16 protein-coding genes are annotated in these 19,418 nt (G+C 71.6%); 9 read left to right on the top strand and 7 right to left on the bottom strand.

Translation table 11 applies throughout. The features are described from left to right. Positions 1–84 precede the first annotated feature (84 nt). Genes ABXJ56_RS08900 through ABXJ56_RS08885 form a run of 4 tightly spaced genes read left to right on the top strand, consistent with a single transcriptional unit; the run spans position 85 to position 3,538 of the window. The gene (locus ABXJ56_RS08900) at positions 85–321 is read left to right on the top strand and encodes a hypothetical protein (protein WP_353999306.1); all 237 of its coding nucleotides are present in this window, start codon (positions 85–87) and stop codon (positions 319–321) included. Further along, positions 318–1,802: a purine-cytosine permease family protein gene (locus ABXJ56_RS08895; RefSeq protein ID WP_353999305.1), complete on the top strand. Its 1,485-nt coding sequence runs from the start codon at positions 318–320 to the stop codon at positions 1,800–1,802. Before ABXJ56_RS08900 ends, ABXJ56_RS08895 begins: the two co-directional genes overlap by 4 nt. Further along, positions 1,799–2,899, top strand: coding sequence for a Zn-dependent alcohol dehydrogenase (locus ABXJ56_RS08890; RefSeq protein WP_353999304.1), 1,101 nt, complete (start codon positions 1,799–1,801; stop codon positions 2,897–2,899). Before ABXJ56_RS08895 ends, ABXJ56_RS08890 begins: the two co-directional genes overlap by 4 nt. 15 nt (positions 2,900–2,914) lie before the next feature. Then, positions 2,915–3,538, top strand: a complete 624-nt coding sequence (locus ABXJ56_RS08885) for a TetR/AcrR family transcriptional regulator (RefSeq protein WP_353999303.1) — start codon at positions 2,915–2,917, stop codon at positions 3,536–3,538. 106 nt (positions 3,539–3,644) lie between these two features. Here the strand turns inward: ABXJ56_RS08885 and ABXJ56_RS08880 are convergent, their stop codons facing one another. Both ABXJ56_RS08880 and ABXJ56_RS08875 read right to left on the bottom strand, forming a co-directional pair. Next, positions 3,645–4,244: a hypothetical protein gene (locus ABXJ56_RS08880; protein WP_353999302.1), complete on the bottom strand. Its 600-nt coding sequence runs from the start codon at positions 4,242–4,244 to the stop codon at positions 3,645–3,647. Positions 4,245–4,410: 166 nt separating this feature from the next. Continuing rightward, positions 4,411–6,138: a sigma-70 family RNA polymerase sigma factor gene (locus ABXJ56_RS08875; protein WP_353999301.1), complete on the bottom strand. Its 1,728-nt coding sequence runs from the start codon at positions 6,136–6,138 to the stop codon at positions 4,411–4,413. A 159-nt stretch (positions 6,139–6,297) separates the two neighbouring features. On the opposite strand from ABXJ56_RS08875, the gene ABXJ56_RS08870 reads away from it, so the two are divergent. The 3 genes from ABXJ56_RS08870 to ABXJ56_RS08860 all read left to right on the top strand — a co-directional run bounded on the left by ABXJ56_RS08870 (position 6,298) and on the right by ABXJ56_RS08860 (position 10,035). After that, complete coding sequence (locus tag ABXJ56_RS08870; RefSeq protein WP_353999300.1) at positions 6,298–7,608, top strand: UDP-glucose dehydrogenase family protein; 1,311 nt, start codon at positions 6,298–6,300, stop codon at positions 7,606–7,608. Between the two features lie 20 nt (positions 7,609–7,628). Beyond that, positions 7,629–9,422 carry a DUF4012 domain-containing protein gene (locus tag ABXJ56_RS08865; RefSeq protein ID WP_353999299.1) on the top strand — a complete coding sequence of 598 codons (1,794 nt, stop codon included), beginning with the start codon at positions 7,629–7,631 and terminating at the stop codon, positions 9,420–9,422. Positions 9,423–9,492: 70 nt separating this feature from the next. Then, on the top strand, positions 9,493–10,035 hold the full coding sequence (locus ABXJ56_RS08860; RefSeq protein ID WP_353999298.1) for a cell wall protein: 543 nt from the start codon (positions 9,493–9,495) through the stop codon (positions 10,033–10,035). 9 nt (positions 10,036–10,044) lie between these two features. Here ABXJ56_RS08860 and ABXJ56_RS08855 read toward each other — a convergent pair whose 3' ends face one another. Continuing rightward, complete coding sequence (locus tag ABXJ56_RS08855) at positions 10,045–10,500, bottom strand: VanZ family protein (protein WP_353999297.1); 456 nt, start codon at positions 10,498–10,500, stop codon at positions 10,045–10,047. A gap of 554 nt (positions 10,501–11,054) precedes the next feature. On the opposite strand from ABXJ56_RS08855, the gene ABXJ56_RS08850 reads away from it, so the two are divergent. Beyond that, entirely contained in the window at positions 11,055–11,813 is a 759-nt protein-coding gene (locus ABXJ56_RS08850) for a cohesin domain-containing protein (protein WP_353999296.1), read from the top strand. Next, the gene (locus ABXJ56_RS08845) at positions 11,810–13,717 is read left to right on the top strand and encodes an amidase family protein (RefSeq protein ID WP_353999295.1); all 1,908 of its coding nucleotides are present in this window, start codon (positions 11,810–11,812) and stop codon (positions 13,715–13,717) included. The genes ABXJ56_RS08850 and ABXJ56_RS08845 overlap by 4 nt, the downstream gene beginning before the upstream one ends. 62 nt (positions 13,718–13,779) lie before the next feature. On the opposite strand, the gene ABXJ56_RS08840 is transcribed toward ABXJ56_RS08845, so the two are convergent. The 4 genes from ABXJ56_RS08840 to truA all read right to left on the bottom strand — a co-directional run bounded on the left by ABXJ56_RS08840 (position 13,780) and on the right by truA (position 19,409). Then, on the bottom strand, positions 13,780–15,342 hold the full coding sequence (locus tag ABXJ56_RS08840; RefSeq protein WP_353999294.1) for a chitinase: 1,563 nt from the start codon (positions 15,340–15,342) through the stop codon (positions 13,780–13,782). Beyond that, the gene (locus tag ABXJ56_RS08835; RefSeq protein ID WP_353999293.1) at positions 15,339–17,669 is read right to left on the bottom strand and encodes a glycosyltransferase family 2 protein; all 2,331 of its coding nucleotides are present in this window, start codon (positions 17,667–17,669) and stop codon (positions 15,339–15,341) included. Before ABXJ56_RS08835 ends, ABXJ56_RS08840 begins: the two co-directional genes overlap by 4 nt. An 88-nt stretch (positions 17,670–17,757) precedes the next feature. After that, on the bottom strand, positions 17,758–18,480 hold the full coding sequence (locus ABXJ56_RS08830) for an endonuclease/exonuclease/phosphatase family protein (protein ID WP_353999292.1): 723 nt from the start codon (positions 18,478–18,480) through the stop codon (positions 17,758–17,760). A gap of 89 nt (positions 18,481–18,569) precedes the next feature. Next, complete coding sequence (gene truA / locus ABXJ56_RS08825) at positions 18,570–19,409, bottom strand: tRNA pseudouridine(38-40) synthase TruA (RefSeq protein ID WP_353999291.1); 840 nt, start codon at positions 19,407–19,409, stop codon at positions 18,570–18,572. Positions 19,410–19,418: the final 9 nt, after the last annotated feature.

Raw genomic sequence — 19,418 nt, 5'->3', positions numbered from 1 at the left:
CGCCATGATGTCACAAACCAAAACGGATTTGGTTTAGCCCCCCACTCTCCACATCCGTCCGCCTCACCCGAACAGAGGATCACCATGCCGACACACAGACGTGCCGCCGCCGGCATCACCGGCGTCGAGTTCGAACGCGCGATGATCGCCGGTGGAACCGAACCCGCCGTCGCCTCGGAGCTCGAGCGGCGCATCGCCGTCATCGAGTCCGCAGAGAGGGATGACGATTCCCGCCGCCCCTTCACCGGGGTCGAGCTGACACTGTATGTCGGCGTCACCGTGGCCGCTGTGGTCATCGGCGCCGTCATGGTGATCCTGTGAGCGCGCGCGACTCGAGGGCGTCGGGCACCCGCGCCGCAGCCCGGCGGGCCTCCGCTCGGGACCGCGCGCCGCTCGCGGATCCGATGCTCTCCAGCGAGCACGTCTTCGGCACCTTCCCGCTGCTGAAGAACGAGCGCACCTGGAGCGCGCTGGACTTCACGTGGGTGAACACCGCTCTCGCGATCGCGACCTGGGCCTTCCTGGTCGGGGGCTCCACGGCCCTTCTCGTCGGATTCCAGGCCGGCATCGCCGCAATGCTCATCGGCAACGCGATCGGGCTGTGCATCATGGTGCTCGCCTCCGTCGTGGCGTCTCAGCGCTGGGGCTCCGAGCAGTACACGCTGCTGCGTGGCGCGTTCGGAGTCGTGGGCGTCGGCATCCTCGTCTTCACCGTGATCCTCATCACCGAGATGGGCTGGTCCTCTCTCCTCGCCGTCATGGCGGGCCGCGCCACCAGCCAGGTCGCCGCGACCGTCACCGGCGCCGAGCTCGACCAGTACGGACCCGTGGTCACGATCGGCGGGCTCGTCGCGATCCTGCTCGCGTGGTGGGTGCTCTCGCGCGGTCCGGTGACCATCGGGCGGTTCAACGCCTACATCGCTCCGGGCCTCGCCGTGATCACCGTCATCATGATGGTGTTCCTCGTCATCAACACCTCGTGGGGGACCCTCTTCACCGCCGCGCCCCTCGCCCCTTTCGACAACGACGTGCTGAACTTCATGATCGCGGTGGAATTCAACGCCGGTGTGGGTGTCTCCTGGTACCCGGTGATGGGATCGCTCGCCCGCATGACGCGCACGCGCAAGGCGGCCGTGTGGCCGGCCTACGGCGGCCTTCTCATCGCCACCCTCATCGCGCAGATCGTCGGCATGGCCGCCGCGCTCACCCTCGGCGACTCCGACCCGACGGTGTGGATGGTGCCCTTCGGCGGCGCGGTGCTGGGCGTGGCGGTGCTCATCTTCATCGCCTTCGCCAACATCACCTCGATGTCCTCGATCGTGTACTCGACGATCCTGGCGATCCGTCAGTCGTCGGGGAGGCTTCTGGCGCGCGTCCCCTGGAAGGTGCTGACCGCGGCGTTCTTCGTGCTCCCGGCGATCATGACGTTCTTCCCGCAGTTCATGTACGAGCAGTTCATCGTCTTCGTCACGCTCTCGGGCGCCTTCCTCGCGTCCGTCTGCGGCGTGGCCCTCGCGGACTACTTCTTCCTTCGGAAGCAGCGGATCGACCTGCGCGAGATCCACCTCGGCCAGCGCGGGACGCTCTACTCGTTCCGGACCGGTGTCAACTGGGCCGGCATGATCTCCCTGCTTCTCGGCGCGATCTTCTACCTGTGGCTGTACAACCCGATCACACTGGAGACGCAGCCGGCGTTCCTCGTCGTCACGGCATCCGTCCCCGCCGCCGTCGTCGCGGCGGTGGCCTACCTCGCCCTCACCGCCGCGTTCTACCGCACCCGCCCCCTGGAGGTCACCCGATGAGCGAGACCGTCACGACCACCGCCGCCGTCTATACCGGGTCCGAGCGCCTCGATCTGCGGAAGGTCACCCTGCGCGCCCCGGGACGCGGCGAGGTGCGCGTGCGCATCGGCGCCTCGGGCGTGTGCGGATCCGACCGCCACGTCCTCGACGGCGATTGGCAGATGCCGACCCCGACGATCATGGGCCACGAGGGCGCGGGCGTCGTGGAAGCCGTCGGCGAGGGCGTCAGCTCGCTCGAGATCGGCGACCACGTCATCATGACCTGGTTCTACCCGTGCGGCACGTGTTCCAGTTGCCGGCAGGGGCGCACATGGGTGTGCACCGGGTCGCGCTCGGAGGAGTGCCTCCTCCCCGACGGGTCAACCCCGACGACGATCGACGGCACCCGGGTCTATCCGTACCTGGCCGTCGGGTCGATGAGCGAACACGTGGTCGTCGCCGAGCAGGCCGCGATCCGGGTGCCCACCGAAGTGCCGTTCGACGTCGCCGCGCTCATCGGGTGCTCCATCGCGACCGGCGTCGGCGCGGTCGTCAACGACGCCCGCGTCCAGGCGGGGCGCTCGGCCGTCGTGATCGGAGCCGGAGGCGTCGGCCTCAGCATCATCATGGGTCTGGCCCTCGCCGGCGCGAGCCCGATCATCGCGGCCGACGTGAACGAGGACGCCCTCGCCCTCGCGAAGCAGTTCGGCGCGACGCACACGGTGCGCTCCGGATCCGACCTCGCCGATCGGGTGCGCGACATCGTGCCCGACGGAGCGGACTTCGCCTTCGAGGCGATCGGTCGCCCCGATACGATCGCCCTGATGCCCACCACCCTCCAGCGCGGCGGCACCGCCGTCATCGTCGGACTCCCCCCGCAGGACCGGCCCGTGCCGATCGACGCGCTCGCTCTCGCCGAGGAAGGCAAGGCGCTGCTCGGATCGAACTACGGCGGCACGGTGCCGGCACGGGACTTCCCGATGCTGTCGCGCCTGTACCTCGACGGCAAGCTCCCGATCGACCGGCTCATCACCAACCGGTTCGCCCTCGCCGACGTCAACGACGCCTTCGACCTCATGCGCGCCGGCGCCAAGGGACGCAGCGTCCTGGTCCTCTGATCCGATCGGACACGGATGCCCCGCCCCTCGCAGAACATCCTCTCGACGAGCGCGATCGCCCGCGCGGCGCTCGCGCTCGTCGAGGAGAAGGGCGACTTCACGATTCCCGGCATCGCCCGGGCGCTGAAGGTGAATCCCTCCTCGCTCTACCATCACCTCCCTGGCGGGCGCCTGGAGATCGTTCACCGGATGCGGGAGGAGCTCTACGCGCGCATCGACGTGTCGGCCCTGCGTGACGTCACGCGGTCACCGGAGGTCCGTCTCCGCACGTGGATGCGCGACGTGCGCGCCGCCCTCGCGACGGCACCCGGAGTCGTGATCATCCTGGTCTCCGCGCCCGTGCAGGATGCCCTCACCCTGGTGATCTACGAGGTCCTGTTCGAGATCCTCCGCGACATCGGCATCCCGGTCGACCGCCGGATGGCCTTCGCTGCCATGATCGACGCGGTGGTCCTCGGTTCGGCCGTGGACGCGGGTTCGCCGGTGCCGCTGTGGCGGGCCGACCCCGACGAGAATCCCGAGCTCTATGCGCTGGCGCCCCAGGACGACGATTCGCGTGCATCGGCGGGGTTCGCCCTGGCCATCGACGTCACCGTCGCTGCCGTGCTCGCCGCTGCCGTGACACCGACAGCGGGGTGAAAGGCGCAGGAGATACCGATGCCGGCGGCCCTCAGACCGGCCCTTAAGGTCTGGATCTCCCGCGTTCTCGACGGATGGCGGTCCGTGACCGACCGGGCGCTGGCCGTCAGTCGACGCGGATGACCCGGCCGTCGAGGACGTCGAGGTAGATCTCCACGTCGTCGGCGAAGCCGATCTCCCACGCGACGGTGTCGCCCTCGGTCGTGAGGTCGGCGTCGTCGAGGCGCGCGCTGCCGGTGTACTCCGACACGGCGATCCCGATCGCCTCCGAAAGACTGATCTGGACACCGTTCAGGCGCCCGGCATCCTCGCCGTCGAGCGAGTCATCCCGTTCGCTGCGGAGGACTTCGGAGCCGGCGGCATCGACGATGACCTCGAACTCCTCGTTCTCGACCGCGACGCGGACCTCCCAGTTGCCGCCGTCTTCGTCGTCCAGCTCGAAGGCCATCCCCCCGGCGGTGCGCTCGGCGAGATCGACCGCGGTGCGCGCCGCCTCGTACTGCGCGACCGCATCGCCGTCCGCATCCGAACCATCCGTCGGAGCGGATGCCGACGGGGTCGACTCTGCGGGCGGCGCGCCCTCCGCCGACGGTGCCGGGCCCACGGGATCGACGGGCTCGGGCGGGGAGCAGGACGTCAACGCGAGGGCGGTGGCGGCGAGCGCGACGGCGAGCGTGCGACGGACAGGGAAGGAAGTACGTGCCATACGCCCACTCTGGACCCAGGTGCCACCTCTCGGAGGTGGCTTGTCCCCCACCGGGGGGCGTGCTAGCCGGGCGCCGGGCGCCGGACCCCCCAGAGGTGGGGATGCCGCTCCCCACGGCATCCCCACACCTCAGAAGACGAAGCTCCGGCACGACGGTGACGCGTCGTTACCCGTTCGTGATGTCGGCCGGCGCCTGACGGAGAAGGGCCCACAGACGCATCTCGCCCAGGGGACCCTCGGTCGTCGATTCCCCGATCCCCGCGACGTAGGCGAATCGGACGACCGTGTTCTCGAGGAGATCCCGGGCCCGCACAGGCACGTCGAGCCGGCCATGCCCCTCCGCGTCGAGGATGGTCCGCACCGGGTCGCGGTCGCCGATGCGCACGGAGACCTCCGCATCCGGAGCCCCCTCGAGGCCGAGGTCGACGACCAGGCCCCCGTCGGTCCATCGCGCGGTGCCCACCCCGATCGTCGGGATTCCTTCGGGAAGGAGGGGGACGGGCTCCGGCGCGGGCTCGGTGGGTGCGGGCGTCGGCTCCGGCGCGGACTCCGAGGGTGCGGGCACCGGCTGCGGTGAGGGCCGGCCCGGGGGCGCCGACGACGGCGCGGGGCTCGGCGACGTCGGGGGCGCGGGAGGGAGTGACACAGTCGGCGCGACCGGCGCCGTCGGCGGCGCCGACGGCGAGGCCGCGGGCGGGGGATCGACGGCGGGCTCCGCCGCGAGCTCCGGCGGTGCCACCGGCGCAGACGGCGCGACCGGCGCGGGGACGGGGACGGGGACGGTACCGCTCTCGGCATCCGTCTCCTCCGTCGAGACCGACAGCGCGTCCGCCGGCGGCGCCGAGTCGGCGTCCGCCGGGGCGAGCGAGACCGCCGCCGCCGCGACGGCGATCGCCACGATGCCCACGGCCGCGGCGACACCGACCCACACCCCGGCGGACGCGGTCCCGGCCATCGTGGCGGCCGCCGCCCCACCCGCCGAGGACCCGCTCGCGGACGCCCCTCCCGCGGATGCCGCCCCGCCGGACGCCGGATCCGCGCTCACCGGCAGCCCCGCCGCCGCGGCCTCGGCCGCCGACGCCGCCCCGCCGCCGTGCGACCAGGCTCCGTACGATGCCGCGCCCGCCGCGCCGAGGACCAGGGGCAGGAGCACAGCCCGCAACCGCCCGGAGACGTCCCTCGCCTCCTCGGCGACGATGACGCAGCGCGCGCAGCCCGCCAGATGCACCTCGATGCGTTTCCGCTCGGGGCGCGATCCCCGTCCGCGTGTGTAGGCGCCGAGGGCGGCGACGGTCGCGCGGCACTCCGAGTGATCCGCGAGACCGCGCAGATGCGCCTGCACCCACGCCTGACGGAGACCCTCGCGCGCACGCGAGGCGAGCTGAGCGGTCGCATTGGGGGTCATGCCGAGGATCCGCGCCACCTCGGTGTTCTTCCGCTGCTCCACTTCTCCGTACCAGAGCACTTCCTGCCAGCGCGCGGGGAGCGACGCGAACGCCGCTCCGGTGAAGCCCCGGTCGAGCTCCCGATCGTCCTCCCCGTCGCTCTCCCGCGGGTCGGGCTCCTCGTCGAACGCGTCGTGGGGGTCCTCGCGATGTCCTCGCCCCCAGGAGGCGGCGATGTTGCGCACCGACGCCAGCAGGTACGGCCGGAACGCGCCCTGCGGACCCTTGCCGCGGCGCAGCGCCGACAGGATGGAGGCGAAGGCCTCCTGGACGAGGTCGTCGGGGTCGAACGTCGCGGTCACCGCGACCGCCGCCGCCCGCGCCGCGCGGTGATGGCGGGCCCACAGGCGCCCGTACGCGGCGTCGTCACCGGCGCGCACCGCCGCGATCAGCTCCGCATCCGGCGGGTCCGAGGCGCCGACCGCACCCGTCTCGTCTGAAATCCCCACGCTCACAAGACGCACTCCCCCGTGATCCATTATGCGACGGCCGACGATTCGCGTGACGATCGCGCGAAACGTCCGTGTCACGCGCGTCTGGTAGAGATGTAAGGCTTGTCCCGGCCCATCGGCCTCCCCTGCACCCTCACCCTCACCCCAGGAGATCACGTGCGACTTTCTGTCATCGGATGCGGTTACCTCGGCGCCGTCCACGCGGCGGCCATGGCCTCCATCGGTCACGACGTGGTCGGTATCGACGTGGACGAGCGCAAGATCGCCGCGCTCTCGAAGGGCGAGGCCCCGTTCTTCGAGCCCGGGCTGCAGGACATCCTCACCGAGGGCATCGCCTCGGGGAAGCTCCGCTTCACCACCGACATGGCGGAGGCCCGCGGCGCCGCGGTGCACTTCGTCGGCGTCGGCACGCCGCAGCAGAAGGATGGCTACGCCGCCGACCTCACCTATGTCAACGCGGCCGTCGAGGCGCTCGTCCCCTTCCTCGCCGAGGGCGACATCGTCGCGGGCAAGTCGACGGTCCCCGTCGGCACCGCCGCCGCCCTCACCGAGAAGGTCGCCCCGACGGGTGCGACCCTGGTGTGGAACCCCGAGTTCCTCCGTGAGGGCTGGGCCGTCCAGGACACCATCGACCCCGATCGGCTCGTCGCCGGAGTCCCCGACGGCGCGGCCGGCGAGCGCGCCGCCGACGTCCTCCGCGAGGTCTACCACCCCTCGGTGGCCAAGAACACGCCGTTCATCGTGACCGACCTCGCCACCGCGGAGCTCGTGAAGGTCGCCGCCAACGCGTTCCTCGCCACGAAGATCAGCTTCATCAACGCCATGGCCGAGATCGCCGAGGTCACCGGCGCCGACGTCACCACGCTCGCCGACGCGATCGGGCACGACGCCCGCATCGGACGCCGCTTCCTCGGCGCCGGCATCGGCTTCGGCGGCGGCTGCCTGCCCAAGGACATCCGCGCCTTCTCGGCCCGCGCCGAAGAGCTCGGCCGGGGCGAGTCGGTCGCGTTCCTCCGCGAGGTCGACGCGATCAACCTCCGCCGCCGCGACCGGGCCGTCGAGCTCGTCGTGGACGCCCTCGACGGGCAGGTGTTCGAGCGGAAGATCGCCGTCCTCGGCGCGGCGTTCAAGCCGCACAGCGACGACATCCGCGACTCCCCCGCCCTCGACGTCGCCGTCCGCCTCAAGGGGCTCGGCGCCGACGTCGTCGTCACCGACCCCGAGGCGATCGAGAACGCCCGCCGCATCCACCCGCAGCTGACCTACGTCACCGATCTCGACGAGGCGCTGCGCGACGCGGATGCCGTCATCGTCGTCACCGAATGGGACGAGTACCGACGCGAGCTCGACCCCGCCCACGCGGCCTCCCTGGTGTCGGGCCGCGTGATCGTCGACGGACGCAACTGCCTGGATGCCGCCGCCTGGCGGGCCGCCGGCTTCACCTACACCGGGATGGGTCGCCCCTGACGGTTCCGTAGGCTGGGCTCGTGACGACCCCCGCACTCCCCCGCCCGGCGCGCGTCGCCGGACGCGTGTTCGTGATCGTCCTGGCCGTGCTCGTGGGCCTCACGGTCCTCGCCGCGGCGTGGATCGGCATCCGCGGCGCCCTCGCGTACGGCCATCTGCGCGACGCGCAGACCGCGGCGGTCGCCGCACGCGAGTCCCTCTCGGACCCGGCCACCGCCGCCGATGCGATCGCGACGATCTCGACGGAGACGGCCGCCGCGCACGGTCTCACGAGCGACCCGGTCTGGCGTGCCGCCGAGGGCGTCGCGTGGATCGGGCCGCAGCTGCGCGCCGTCTCGACGGTCGCCGCCTCGCTCGACGAGGTCGCCGGCTCGGCACTGGCCCCTCTGGTCGACGTCGCCGCGTCGTTCTCGGTGGACTCCCTCGCCCCCGTCGATGGGCGCGTCGACCTCGCCGCGTTCACCGCGCTCGAGGAACCGGCCGCTGCGGGAGCCGCCGGAGTGCGCAATGCCGCCGCCGCCCTCGACGGCCTCGACCGCCCCGCCCTGCTGACACCGCTCCGCGACGCCGTCGACGAGGTGTCCGATCTCCTCGACGAGGTGCAGGTCGGCGCGGGCGCCCTCGCGCGCGCCACCGCCTTGATTCCGGGCATGCTCGGCGCAGACGGCCCGCGCAACTATCTCATCCTGTTCCAGAACAACGCCGAATGGCGCTCCCTCGGCGGGATCCCGGGGGCGGTGGCCCTTCTCTCCACCGACGACGGACGGATGTCGCTCACGGCGCAGGAGTCCTCCGGAGATTTCCCGACCTACGACACCTCCGTGCTCCCCCTCGGGCCCGAGGTGCAGGGGATCTACGGCGAGCGCCCCGGCCGGTGGATCCAGAACGTCACGCAGCTGCCCGACTTCCCGCTCGCGGCGCAGCTGGCCCAGGAGATGTGGGCGCGCGAGCACGACGGCCAGCGGGTCGACGGGGTGATCGCGATGGATCCCGTCGCCCTGTCGTACCTCCTCGAGGCCACCGGCCCGGTGGAGCTGCCCACCGGCGACGTGCTCACCAGCGAGAACGCCGTCCCCCTCCTCCTCAACGAGGTCTACCTCCGCTACGAGAACCCGTCCGATCAGGACGACTTCTTCGCGCTCGCCGCGGCATCCGTCTTCGACGCCGTCTCCTCCGGCGGATTCGCCCCCGCCGACCTGGTGGGCGCGCTCGCCCGCGCCGGCGACGAGCGCAGGCTCCTGCTGTGGAGCGGCCACGAGGAAGACCAGACCCTCCTCGCCGACACCACCCTCGCCGGCACCCTCCCCCGAACGGATGCCGATGTCGCGCGGTTCGGGGTGTACCTCAACGACGGCACGGGGTCGAAGATGACCTACTACGCCGGGGCCGACACCGTGGTCTCCTGGGCCGCCTGCACGACCGGCCCGCGCGGGGTCACCGGTCAGGCGGAGCTCACCGTGACCGTCCGCAACGACGCCCCCGCGGATGCCGCGGCTCTCCCGAACTACATCACCGGCGGGGGGAGCTTCGGTGTGCCCCCGGGGGTGGCCCGCACGGTCGGATACCTGTACCTGCCCACGGGATTCACCCTCGCCGAGGCGACGATGAGCGACGGCAGCGGCTTCGGCGGCGGCATTCACGACGGCCGCCGGGTCCTGACCTTCTCGGTCGACCTGGCCCCCGGCGAGAGCGCCACCGCGGTCGTCCGCGCCGACACCGCCGAGCCCTCGGCCTCCGTGCTGGAGGTCGTCCAGACACCCGGGGTGACGACGGACGCCGTCCCGACCGCGGCCTGCGGAAGCGCCGCGTCCTGACGCGATCGTGACCGTTCTCTCATCCCGTCGACACGGGACGGTCATACCTCCCGCTTAGACTTGGCGAGCCATGAGACGACTCCCCACGTTCTTCGCCGCCTCGACGATCGCTGCCGTCGCGGCTCTGAGCGTGCCCGCCGCAGCTCACGCCTCGACCATCTACCCGCCGTCGGGGTCGTGCACCGCGACGCCCGCCACGGCCACTCCGGGCGGCACGACGCTCTTCGCGTGCGACCCCGCCACGTTCTCCGCGAACGAGCCGGTGACCATCACCGTCACCGGCGAGAACGGTTCCGACGCCGTCATCGGCATGATCCGCACCGTCTCCACCGCGAGCGGCGACGCCGTCTCGGCCGCCGACGGCTCGCTCGCCGGCGTCCGCATCAGCTTCCCCGCCGACGCACGCGGCACCTACAACATCGCCGCGTTCTCGTCGACGTCTGCCGGCGGCACCTCCGCGGTCTCGGTCACGAACCCGGACGGGAGCCTCCCGGTGACGGGCTTCGACAGCGCGACGATGACCGGCCTCTGGATCGGCGGGGGCCTCCTCCTCGTCGCCGGCGCCGCCCTCGGCGTCGTGGCGGTCGTGCGCCGCCGCCGCGACAGCCTCTGAGCCTGCCGTTCAGCGACGGGATGCCGGAACAGGCGGTCGCAGCGGCATCGCCGTGACCGGCACCGGATGCTGATGCTCGCTCTGCAGCCAGCGGACGAAGACCACGACGAGCACGCCGACGCACGCCCCGGCCATGTTCGCGATGATGTCCAGCAGGCTCGGCGTCCGCCGGTCCAACAGCAGCGCCTGCGCGATCTCGATCGTCAGCGTCGTGAGGAACCCGAGCGGGAGCACCAGCCACGTCTGCCGCACGAGGAGCGCGACGAGGACACCGAACGGGACGAAGAGGGCGATGTTGGCGACGAACTCGATGCGGTCGTAGGTCATCAGCGGGACCAGCCGCGTGATCGCCCGCAGAAGGGGCCCGGCACCACTGTCCACCGGCACCGGCCAGAAGGCGATCGCCGCCAGCACGGCGGCATAGGCCAGCAGCACGAGGGCGGGCAGTCTCGAGCGGTGCGGCATCCCGCCGAGCCTAGCCGCGCACCGCGTCCCCTCGAGGACGCCGTGTTTCCGGGACGTGAAATCTCGCGTGCGGCGATGGCAGCACGGCGCGCACCTCAGTACGGTGTGGGGCAGATCCGCCCGCACGCGCTGCGTTCCCAGCCCGCAGCCCAGGCCGTGTGCATCGTGCCCCGACCGCGGTCGGGTTCAGGCCCCTCTCGCGCTTCCGCACTCCCCCATCTGCGGTCCGCGCGAGAGGGGCCGCCCACGCGCGGAAAGTGGTGCGGCCCGCGGTGGGGAGACCGCGGACCGCACACCCGTCTGTAAGATGCCGAGGCTCGCACCCGAAGCAAGCCGTTCGGCGACGGGGAGGTGAGGATGCTGGGGACACCCTCCCCTCCAGGGTAAGCGACACGCGGGCCCGGCCACAGCCATCGACGCGCCGGGGCCCGGGCCGTCTCACCTCGCGACACCGGCGCGCAACATCGGGCAACCACCGGGAAATCCGGTGGTGCCAGGGTGGGCGGCATCCCGAACCCCGGTGCATCCCCCCATCCGGAAGGACTCGCTCCCGCATGCCCGAGAACACCCCCGCACGGCGTCCGCTCCGACGACGCTCACGCGCCGTCGCGGCGCTCGCCGCCGCCTCCGCCCTCCTCGGCGGCTCCCTCGTCCTGGCTCCCGCCGCGGTCGCGGCCGAGGCCCCGCCCACCATCGGTGCGGTGACCCTCACCGCACCGGCCGCGGCGGACGAGGGCGACACGGTCGAGATCGTCCTCGCCGTCGACGCCGCCACGGACGTCTTCGCCTACGAGGTCGCGATCGCCTACGACCCGTCGCTCCTCGCCTTCGTCGACGGCGCGAGCACCTTCCCCGACGGTGGCTTCGACGCCGTCGACGATGACGCCGGCACCGTCACCTTCACCCACACGCGCCTCGGCACCTCGCCGGGCCTGACCGGCGCGCAGGAGCTGGTGTCCTTCTCCTTCACCGCCCTCGGCGGCGGAGCCGCCGCGATCACCGTGACCGACGCGACGTTCCTGAGCGCCTCCGGTGCCGCGATCGGCCTCCCCGAGGGCGCGGTCGTGTCCGCCACCACCGAACTGACCGCCGCACCCGAGCCGCCGAGCCCGTCGCCGACGCCGACCGCCTCGGCGACCACGACGCCGGTCGCACCGACCGACGAGGCCACCCCCGCCCCCGGCACCGCCGGTCCCCCGCTCGCGGTGACCGGTCAGGATGCGACGACCTGGATCGTCGCCGGAGTCCTGGCGGCGGCCCTCGTCGCCGCCGGCGTCGTGATCGTCCTCCGCCGTCGGACGGTGACCCGATGAACGCGCGCTCCGCTTCCTCGACCTCTCTCGCATCCGCCCCCACGACCCGGAGGACCCCCGCGGTGAAGACCCCCACCACCCGCGCGCTCGCGACCATCGCGATCGCCGGCACCCTGACGGCCGGCGCGGTGACGCTCCCCGCCGCCGCCGTCGCCGACGAGGCGGCATCCGCTCCGTTCCTGATGCCCTACTACACCGAGCTCGACCTCACCGGCGACCACCAGGTCACCGCGGCCGATCTCGACGTCATCGCCTCCGCCTTCGGCACGACGTCGACGGATGCCGGATGGGCGGCGGTGTCGAAGGTCGACCTCGACTCCGACGGCGTCATCACGGTCGCCGACCTCGCCGCGGCGTCGCAGCGCATCATCTACGACGACGGGCCGTTCGAGCTCGTCGAGGCGTCGGTGATCGAGATGCAGGCGGCGATGAACGCCGGGGTCACCACCTCGGTCGAGATCACCCAGGCCTACATCGACCGCATCGCCGCCTACGACCGCGTCGCACAGGGCGAGGGGCAGCGGGCGCTGAACTCGATCGTGACGGTCGGATCCGCACCGGCCCTCGCCGCCGCGGCCGCCGCCGACGCCGAGCGCGCCGCGTCGGGCCTGACGAGCATGCTGCTCGGCATCCCGGTCGCACTGAAAGACAACTACAACACCCTCGACATGCCCACCACCGCCGGCTGCGGATGCTGGGACGGCAACCAGACGACCACCGACGCGTTCATGGTCGAAGGTCTTCGCGCGGGCGGCGCGGTCATCCTGGCCAAGGCGAGCATGGACGAGTTCGCCGTCAACCTCTCCTCCACCTTCAGCGCGGGACAGGCGGCGGGATCGACGCTGGACGTGTCGAGCCCGTACAACACCGCGCGCAACGCCGGCGGCTCCTCCGGCGGCACCGGCGCGTCGATCGCGGCGAACCTGGCCGCCCTCGGCTTCGGCACCGACACCGGCGGGTCGATCCGCATCCCGTCCAACTACAACCAGCTCGTCGGCGTCCGCCCGACCGTGGGTCTGGCCAGCCGGGACGGCATCGTGCCGCTCGCGCTGTCGCAGGACACCGGTGGTCCCATGGCCCGATCGGTCGTGGACGCCGCCGTCGCCCTCGACGCCGTCGTCGGCATCGACGACGGCGACCCGGTCACCGCCCGCCAGAGCGGGCTCGTGCCCGCGTCGTACACCTCCGAGCTGTCGGCCACGGCACTCGAGGGGACGAAGATCGGCTACGTCCCGGCGATGATCGGCTCCAACGCCAGCACGGTGCGCCTGTTCAACGCCGCCCTCGCCGACCTGCGTGCGCAGGGCGCCGAGGTCGTGGAGGTCGCCACCCCCGAGGGCTGGGCGGCGATCCTCGCCGAGGGCAGCGGTTCGGGCCCGGAGTTCAACCACGACCTGCAGATCTACATCGACGCCTACCTCAACCCGGCCGTGACGGCGCGGAGCCTCGCGCAGATCAGTGAGTCGCCGAACATCATCCCCAACCGCGGCATCACCGCGAGCAACCCGAACAACGCCACCTACGTCTCGCGCTCCCGCGTCACCGCCGAGGCCTACGAGGCATGGGCGGGACCGGAGGGCACCCACACCCTGCAGCTGGCGCGCGGCAAGCAGATCGTCACCGCGATGATGGAGGCCGAAGGGCTGGACGCCCTCGTCTACCCGACGGGGAACCCCTACGGCACGATCGGGACGAACATGCGCCTGAGCCCGAACACCGGACTCCCCGCGGTCACCGTGCCGATGGGTCAGGCCGTCGACGGCGAGCCGATCCCCGGAGGCGGAGCCAACATCGAGTTCCTCGGTCGCGACTTCTCCGAGGGCACGCTCCTCGGCTTCGCGTTCGACTACGAGCAGGCCACCGGCCACCGCACGTCGCCGACGCTGTACCCGGCGCTCGACTGACACCCGTCGCAGAAAGACGCCGAGGCCCGGCATCCGTCACAGGATGCCGGGCCTCGGCGTCGTCACGGGGTGGCGGTCGGGGTCGGGGTGGCCGTGGGCGCCGGTGCGAGCACGCGCCATGGCGAGCGGTCGTGATCGGTGAGGCCGGTTGAAGGGTCGTCCCCCTGCGTCCACCACTTCGCCACGTAGGGCGTGCCCTCGAACCGGACCCGGTCTCCGGCGGTGTAGATCTGCTCCGGCTCCCACGCGGGGTAGGTCCCCTCCGGCACGGTGGGCGGCGCGTAGGGCAGATCGTTGGGCATCACCGGGCCGACGAGCGTCCACGGGGTCTCGTCGCCGGCGAGTGTGGGATCGTCGGGCTCCGCGCCGCCGAGCGTCCACCATTTGGCGCTGTAGACGTTGCCGTGCCACACCACCCGCACACCGCTGGAGTACGACACGTCCGGCGACCAGATCGGGTACGGGCTGGTCTCCGGATCGTCCGGCACGGGGGTCGGCGCCGTCGTCGGAGCCGCCGGGGTGGCCGGCATGCCGTCGAACCCTTCGGACAGGATGCCGGCGAACGACTCCCCCTGCTGGTCGATGCCGCTGCACGAGTCCGAGACGATCTGGACGTCCGGGTAGTTCGGGCCGCAGGTGCGGTCGCGGTTGAGCGACCACATCGACATGCGTCCGAGTGCCCGCTCGGCGGCGAACGCGTGCAGCAGCTCGGCGTCGCGCAGGGTGAACACCTCGCCGGCGATGTCGTTCTGACCGATCATCGGGGTGACCCCGAGGATCGCCCACGCCCCCTCGGGCGGGAGCTCGACGTCCATCCGGTCGTAGAGGGTCGTCAGCTGGGCGCGGGTCGCGGTGGCCGCATCGATGGCGACCTGGCCCATCGAGCGGTCCCCGAGGTCGGTGTTGTAGTTCATCGTCATGATGTTCACCCCGGTGAGGTCCACTCCGGACGCCAGCATCTGGCGCACCACCGTGAGGCCTTCCTCGGTGAGGCCGTCCATCGCCACCGGCAGGGTCAGCCAGACTTCCAGCGGCTCCCCGGCACGCTCGTGCTCGCGCTGCAGCTGCGCGACCGCGGCGGCGCGGCGGTAGCCGGCGGCCTCGTCGCTGAGGTTGGCGTACTCCAGATCCAGGTCGATGGTCCCGACCCCGTAGCGGTCGATGACGTCGCGGTAGGCGGCGGCGACCTCCCCGGACGTCTCGCAGGCGCTCGCGAGCTCGGTATTGATGGCGCCGCCGAAGGACACCACGACATCGGCGCCACCCTGGCGCAGGCGCGCCACCCGACGGTCGAGATCGAGCTCGCGCTCGGCCGCGTCGAGACTGTAGAAGGTCCCCCAGGACGGCTCGCACACGTCCGCGGCCTCGGCGACGACGAAGGCGAGCACGATCGCGGCGTCCTCCGCGACGACCGGGGTGTCCGAGACCGCGGCCGCCGGCACGTCGAAGTAGCCGCCGAACCACCGGGGCCCCGCCACCGTCGTCTCCGCCGACGCCTGGCGTCCGAGGACGGCGCCCACGACGAAGGGTGCCGCAACCACGGCCGCGACCACGGCGACCGCCGTACCCACCCTCCAGGGCGACAGCCGCTTGCCCGCGTGGCGTCCCCGCGATGCCGCGCTCACGAGCGCACCCCCGGTGCCGGGTGGCCCTGCCGGAGCACCGTGCGCCAATCCGGGCCCTCGTCCTCGCTGTCGGTCGCGCCGGCACCCGCGGGCGCGGCATCCACCCACATCCAGTCGGTCAGCCCGATCCAGGTGTCCACGACGGAGTTCCGGATGCCGATGTTCGCCAGGATCGCCCACCCACCGCAGAAGGCGTTGAATGCGGAGAAGGCGAGAGTCCCCCACGCCCCGTCCGTCCAGCTGCGCCACGCGACGAAGAGCGAGAACCCGACGATCGCGTACGGAGCGACGACGTACAGGAGCTGCGTGGCGGTGCGGTCCTTGACCTTCGGCGTCCGCGCAAACGGGATCTTCTTGCCGGTGAGACCCTGCTGGATGGACTTCAGCACACCAGCGATGTTCACGGGCAGGAGGATCAGGTTGAACCCGTAGATGCGGAAGATGTCGGTGCGCTTGTACCCGCAGTAGTGCAGGTCGCTGGCCATGGCCAGGAAGTACGGCAGGGCGCCGATGAGCACGAGAGGGCTGACCAGGCGGCTGTCATAGGGATAGGCGAGGAGGAAGACCAGACCGAAGCTCGCCCACGCGATGGACGCCATGTAATTGGCACGCAGGGCGATCTCGCCGATCGCCATCGGCTTGTGGGCGAGACGGTGCGCGCGCATCTGCCGCCAGAACTTCGGCAGGATCAGCAGGCCGCCGTTCGCCCAGCGGCGTCGCTGGACGACCAGTGTGCCGAAGTCGGGCGGCGTGGCCGAGTAGCTCAACCGCTCGGGGTAGTTCACGAGCGTCCAGCCGTGCTCGCCGAGATCGACGCTGGACTCGGTGTCCTCGATCACGGTGCGGTCCTGCACGTAGCGGCGGACCTCGAACCCGTCGACGGTGTCGATCTCGAGGATGTCGTCGAGCGCCTCCATGCGGATCACCGCGTTGGCGCCCACCCAGAAGGTGGCGTTGTGCGCCGTCATCCCCTGATGGAGGATGTGCTGCACGTCGGTCGTCGCACCCGACAGCCGCTCGACCCGCGTCGGCGCCCCGCGGAACGAGGAGTACGGCGTCTGGGTCACGGCGACCTTGGCGTTCTCGGGCTGCTCGAGGAAGTGCACCAGGCGCAGGCAGTAGTCGCGCAGCAGAACCGAGTCGGCGTCGAGGGTGAGGACGAAATCCGAATAGGGCACGTCGAGGTCGGCCTCGGCGGCGGTCGTCACCGGACGCAGCAGCAGACCGAGCTCGGTCTGCTGCTCGGCGAAACGCCCGCCGAGCAGGCCGATGTAGGAGTTGAGGTTCATCGCCTTGTTCGCCTCGTGCGACAGCGATGCGTAGCGCTTGCGCTCGAAGGAGGTCACTTCGGCGGAGAAGATCCACACCAGGCGCCGGAACAGTTCGCGCACCCGCTCGGCGGGGACGCTCGCCCCCTCGTCGAGAGCGGTCATGACCGCGCCGGCCGTGGCGTCGAGGTCGTCGGCGAGGCCGAGGACCACCTCGTCGACGAAGAAGTCGTCCACGTGATCTTCGCGTGCGTGCGTCGCCGCGAGGGCGCGCAGCCAGTCGACAGCGGCGGTGTAGGCGTCCACGAGCCGGACGAGCAGGTCTTCGTCCGCCTGTCCGGATGCCGCGATCTCGGTCTCGCACCGCTCGAGCGCCTCCCGGAACTCGGCGGCGGGGCCGGCGAGCGCCCGCGTGATCTCGGGTCCGATGCGACGGGTCTCGTCGAGTTTGGCCGCCACGGCCGGATCGGACGGGTCGGGGGCGTCGTCGATGAGGAGGACCACCCGCATCGAGGGATACTCCTGCAGGGCCGCCGACCACAGCGTCGTGCGGATCACTCCCGGCTCTTCGGCGTAGGAGGGAACCAGCACCGTGAGGGGGCCATGGCTGAGGGAGAAGTGCCGATCGAGCTCCGCCCGGTCGGCACGACGGTGGCGGGCGAAGCGCTCGTACGCTCCCTGTCGCGCGACGAGGTACATGAGGGCCGAGAACGTCAGCACGCTGATGACGAGCAGGTAGGAGACCGCTTCGATGACGCGCCAGGTGGAGTCGAAAGCTCCCGCGAACAGGAGGGTCACGGCGACCGTGAGCATGTACAGGGCCCAGACCGACACCGTCACCCAGATCGCCACCTGCCCCCAGATGAGCTTGGCGGTCGACGGGCGGCCGTGGACGGCGGGCAGCGGCGGGCGAGGCCGCTCGGTTCCCCACTGCCGTCGGCGCCGTCTCGGCGGTTCTGCGGGTGCAGCGGGCGGGGCGTCGTCCTCGAACGCGGCGACGGCCGGGGAGGGGCTGTCGGCGTCGGGGAGGCGCGTCGGATCGTCGGCGAGATCGACCATCGGCGGTGTTCACTTTCGCGGGGAGGGTGCCGCTTCACGGTCGCGGCCGATCAGACTCTAGGGCCGAACCGCACCGCCGCACAGGGCGTTACCGCTGATCTTGTCCTTCTCTTGATCCCGCGTTGAGGTTCGCCGCCTTCCGCGTCAGCGGCCTGGCCGTCACGAGGATCGGCAGGTGATCGCTGTCTCCCTGCGGGAGGGTGCGGACGCGGTCGATCTCGAACCCGATCGACGTGGCGAAGTCGTAGTGTCCGCGGAAGAAGCGGTAGCGGGTGTAGGTGCGCGAATCGCTGAGGTTGAGTTCGTACCCCTGCTCGCGCACGCGCTGACCGAGGTTCTCCTTGAAGACGGGGTAGTTGTAGTCGCCGACCATCAGGGTGGGGAGGCCGTCGCCCATGAGCTGCAGCTCCGACAGGGCGGTGCGGATCTGATGGCGACGGAGGGAGTTGAGCGCCGTCAACGGCGCGGCGTGGAACGAGGCGACGATGACCTCGTGCCCGTCGTCGATGTCGTAGAGCTTCACGCCGAGCAGACGCTCCTCGGCGGGCTTCAGCACGCGATCGTGCAGGGACTTCTTCAGTGCCATCATCCGCACGTCCACCGCGCGGAAGGTGTTCTCCCGGTAGTACACCGCCAGGCCCAGTCGGTTGCGCTGGGTGGAGTCGGCCAGGCGCAGCCCGTCGATGCGCTCAGGGATGTCGCTCGTGTCGGCTTCCTGCAGGCACAGCACGTCGGCCGCGTGACGCTCGACGAGGTGCGCGAGCTCCCCGACGGCGCGGTGCTTGCGCAGGTTGTACGAGATGACTTTCATGACGGGGACAGCCTAGGACTCCCGCATGACGATCAGGTATCGCGGGCGCGGATCCTTCGTGTACTCCCAGGTCTCGGCATCCGCCCGCGTCAGAGCTCGCGACGGGCGCGCGTCTGCTCGGCGCGGAGCGACAGCAGGTCGTCGGCGGGGTAGCCGACCTCGGTGAGGGTGAGGCCCCGCGCGGCCAGCACCTTCACCTCCGGGACCCGCTCCCGCCCGTCCCGGATGCGCACGACGTCCTCGGGCAAGAGACGCCCCTCGCCGACGGCGACGCACGCGCCGACCAGGGCGCGCACCATGCTGTGGCAGAACGCGTCGGCCTTCACGTGCGCGCGGAGGACGCCCTCGGCGTCCCTCCGCCAGGAGAACTCGAGCAGCGTGCGGATCGTCGTGGCCTCCTCGCGCGGCTTGCAGTAGGCGGCGAAGTCATGGAGGCCGATGAGCGCCCCCGCGGCGGCGTCCATGGCGTCGGCGTCGAGCCGGGTGCGGACGAACGTGGTGCGATGGCGCTCGAGCGGGTCGTACGCGTGGTCCGCGATCCGGTACTCGTATCGACGCCAGACGGGCGAGAAACGCGCGTCGAACCCGTCGGGTGCCGACCGGACGCGACGCACCGTGGCGTCGGCGTAGGAGCCGAGGGCGCCGTTGACGCGACGGGCGAGCGCCGCGACACCACGATCGTCCTCGTCCTCTCGCGCGCGCCCGCGCGAGAGGCGACCGACCTGCGCGTCATCGAGATCGAGGTGGGCGACCTGGCCGCTCGCGTGCACTCCGGCATCCGTCCGCCCGGCCACCACCAGCCGCACCTCTCCCCCGAGGATGCGGACGAGGGCGTCCTCCAGCGTCTGCTGCACCGTACGGAGCCCCGGCTGCCGGGCCCACCCGCGGAAGTGGGTGCCGTCGTAGGAGAGGTCCAGGCGGAGGCGCACCCGTTCAGC

Source organism: Microbacterium aurantiacum, from assembly GCF_040532595.1.
In the GTDB taxonomy this organism is placed as follows: Bacteria; Actinomycetota; Actinomycetes; order Actinomycetales; family Microbacteriaceae; genus Microbacterium; species Microbacterium chocolatum_B.
The sequence above is the reverse complement of the archived record's forward strand: the minus strand, read 5'-3'. Positions and strand labels throughout refer to the sequence as shown.

Bases quoted from the DNA above. Each gene is read 5' to 3' on its own strand.
- ABXJ56_RS08850 (WP_353999296.1), top strand. From the start codon at position 11,055: ATGCCCGAGAACACCCCCGCACGGCGTCCGCTCCGACGACGCTCACGC.
- ABXJ56_RS08855 (WP_353999297.1), bottom strand. From the start codon at position 10,500: ATGCCGCACCGCTCGAGACTGCCCGCCCTCGTGCTGCTGGCCTATGCC.
- ABXJ56_RS08830 (WP_353999292.1), bottom strand. From the start codon at position 18,480: ATGAAAGTCATCTCGTACAACCTGCGCAAGCACCGCGCCGTCGGGGAG.
- ABXJ56_RS08885 (WP_353999303.1), top strand. From the start codon at position 2,915: ATGCCCCGCCCCTCGCAGAACATCCTCTCGACGAGCGCGATCGCCCGC.
- ABXJ56_RS08890 (WP_353999304.1), top strand. From the start codon at position 1,799: ATGAGCGAGACCGTCACGACCACCGCCGCCGTCTATACCGGGTCCGAG.
- ABXJ56_RS08880 (WP_353999302.1), bottom strand. From the start codon at position 4,244: ATGGCACGTACTTCCTTCCCTGTCCGTCGCACGCTCGCCGTCGCGCTC.
- ABXJ56_RS08835 (WP_353999293.1), bottom strand. From the start codon at position 17,669: ATGGTCGATCTCGCCGACGATCCGACGCGCCTCCCCGACGCCGACAGC.
- ABXJ56_RS08860 (WP_353999298.1), top strand. From the start codon at position 9,493: ATGAGACGACTCCCCACGTTCTTCGCCGCCTCGACGATCGCTGCCGTC.
- ABXJ56_RS08845 (WP_353999295.1), top strand. From the start codon at position 11,810: ATGAACGCGCGCTCCGCTTCCTCGACCTCTCTCGCATCCGCCCCCACG.
- ABXJ56_RS08900 (WP_353999306.1), top strand. From the start codon at position 85: ATGCCGACACACAGACGTGCCGCCGCCGGCATCACCGGCGTCGAGTTC.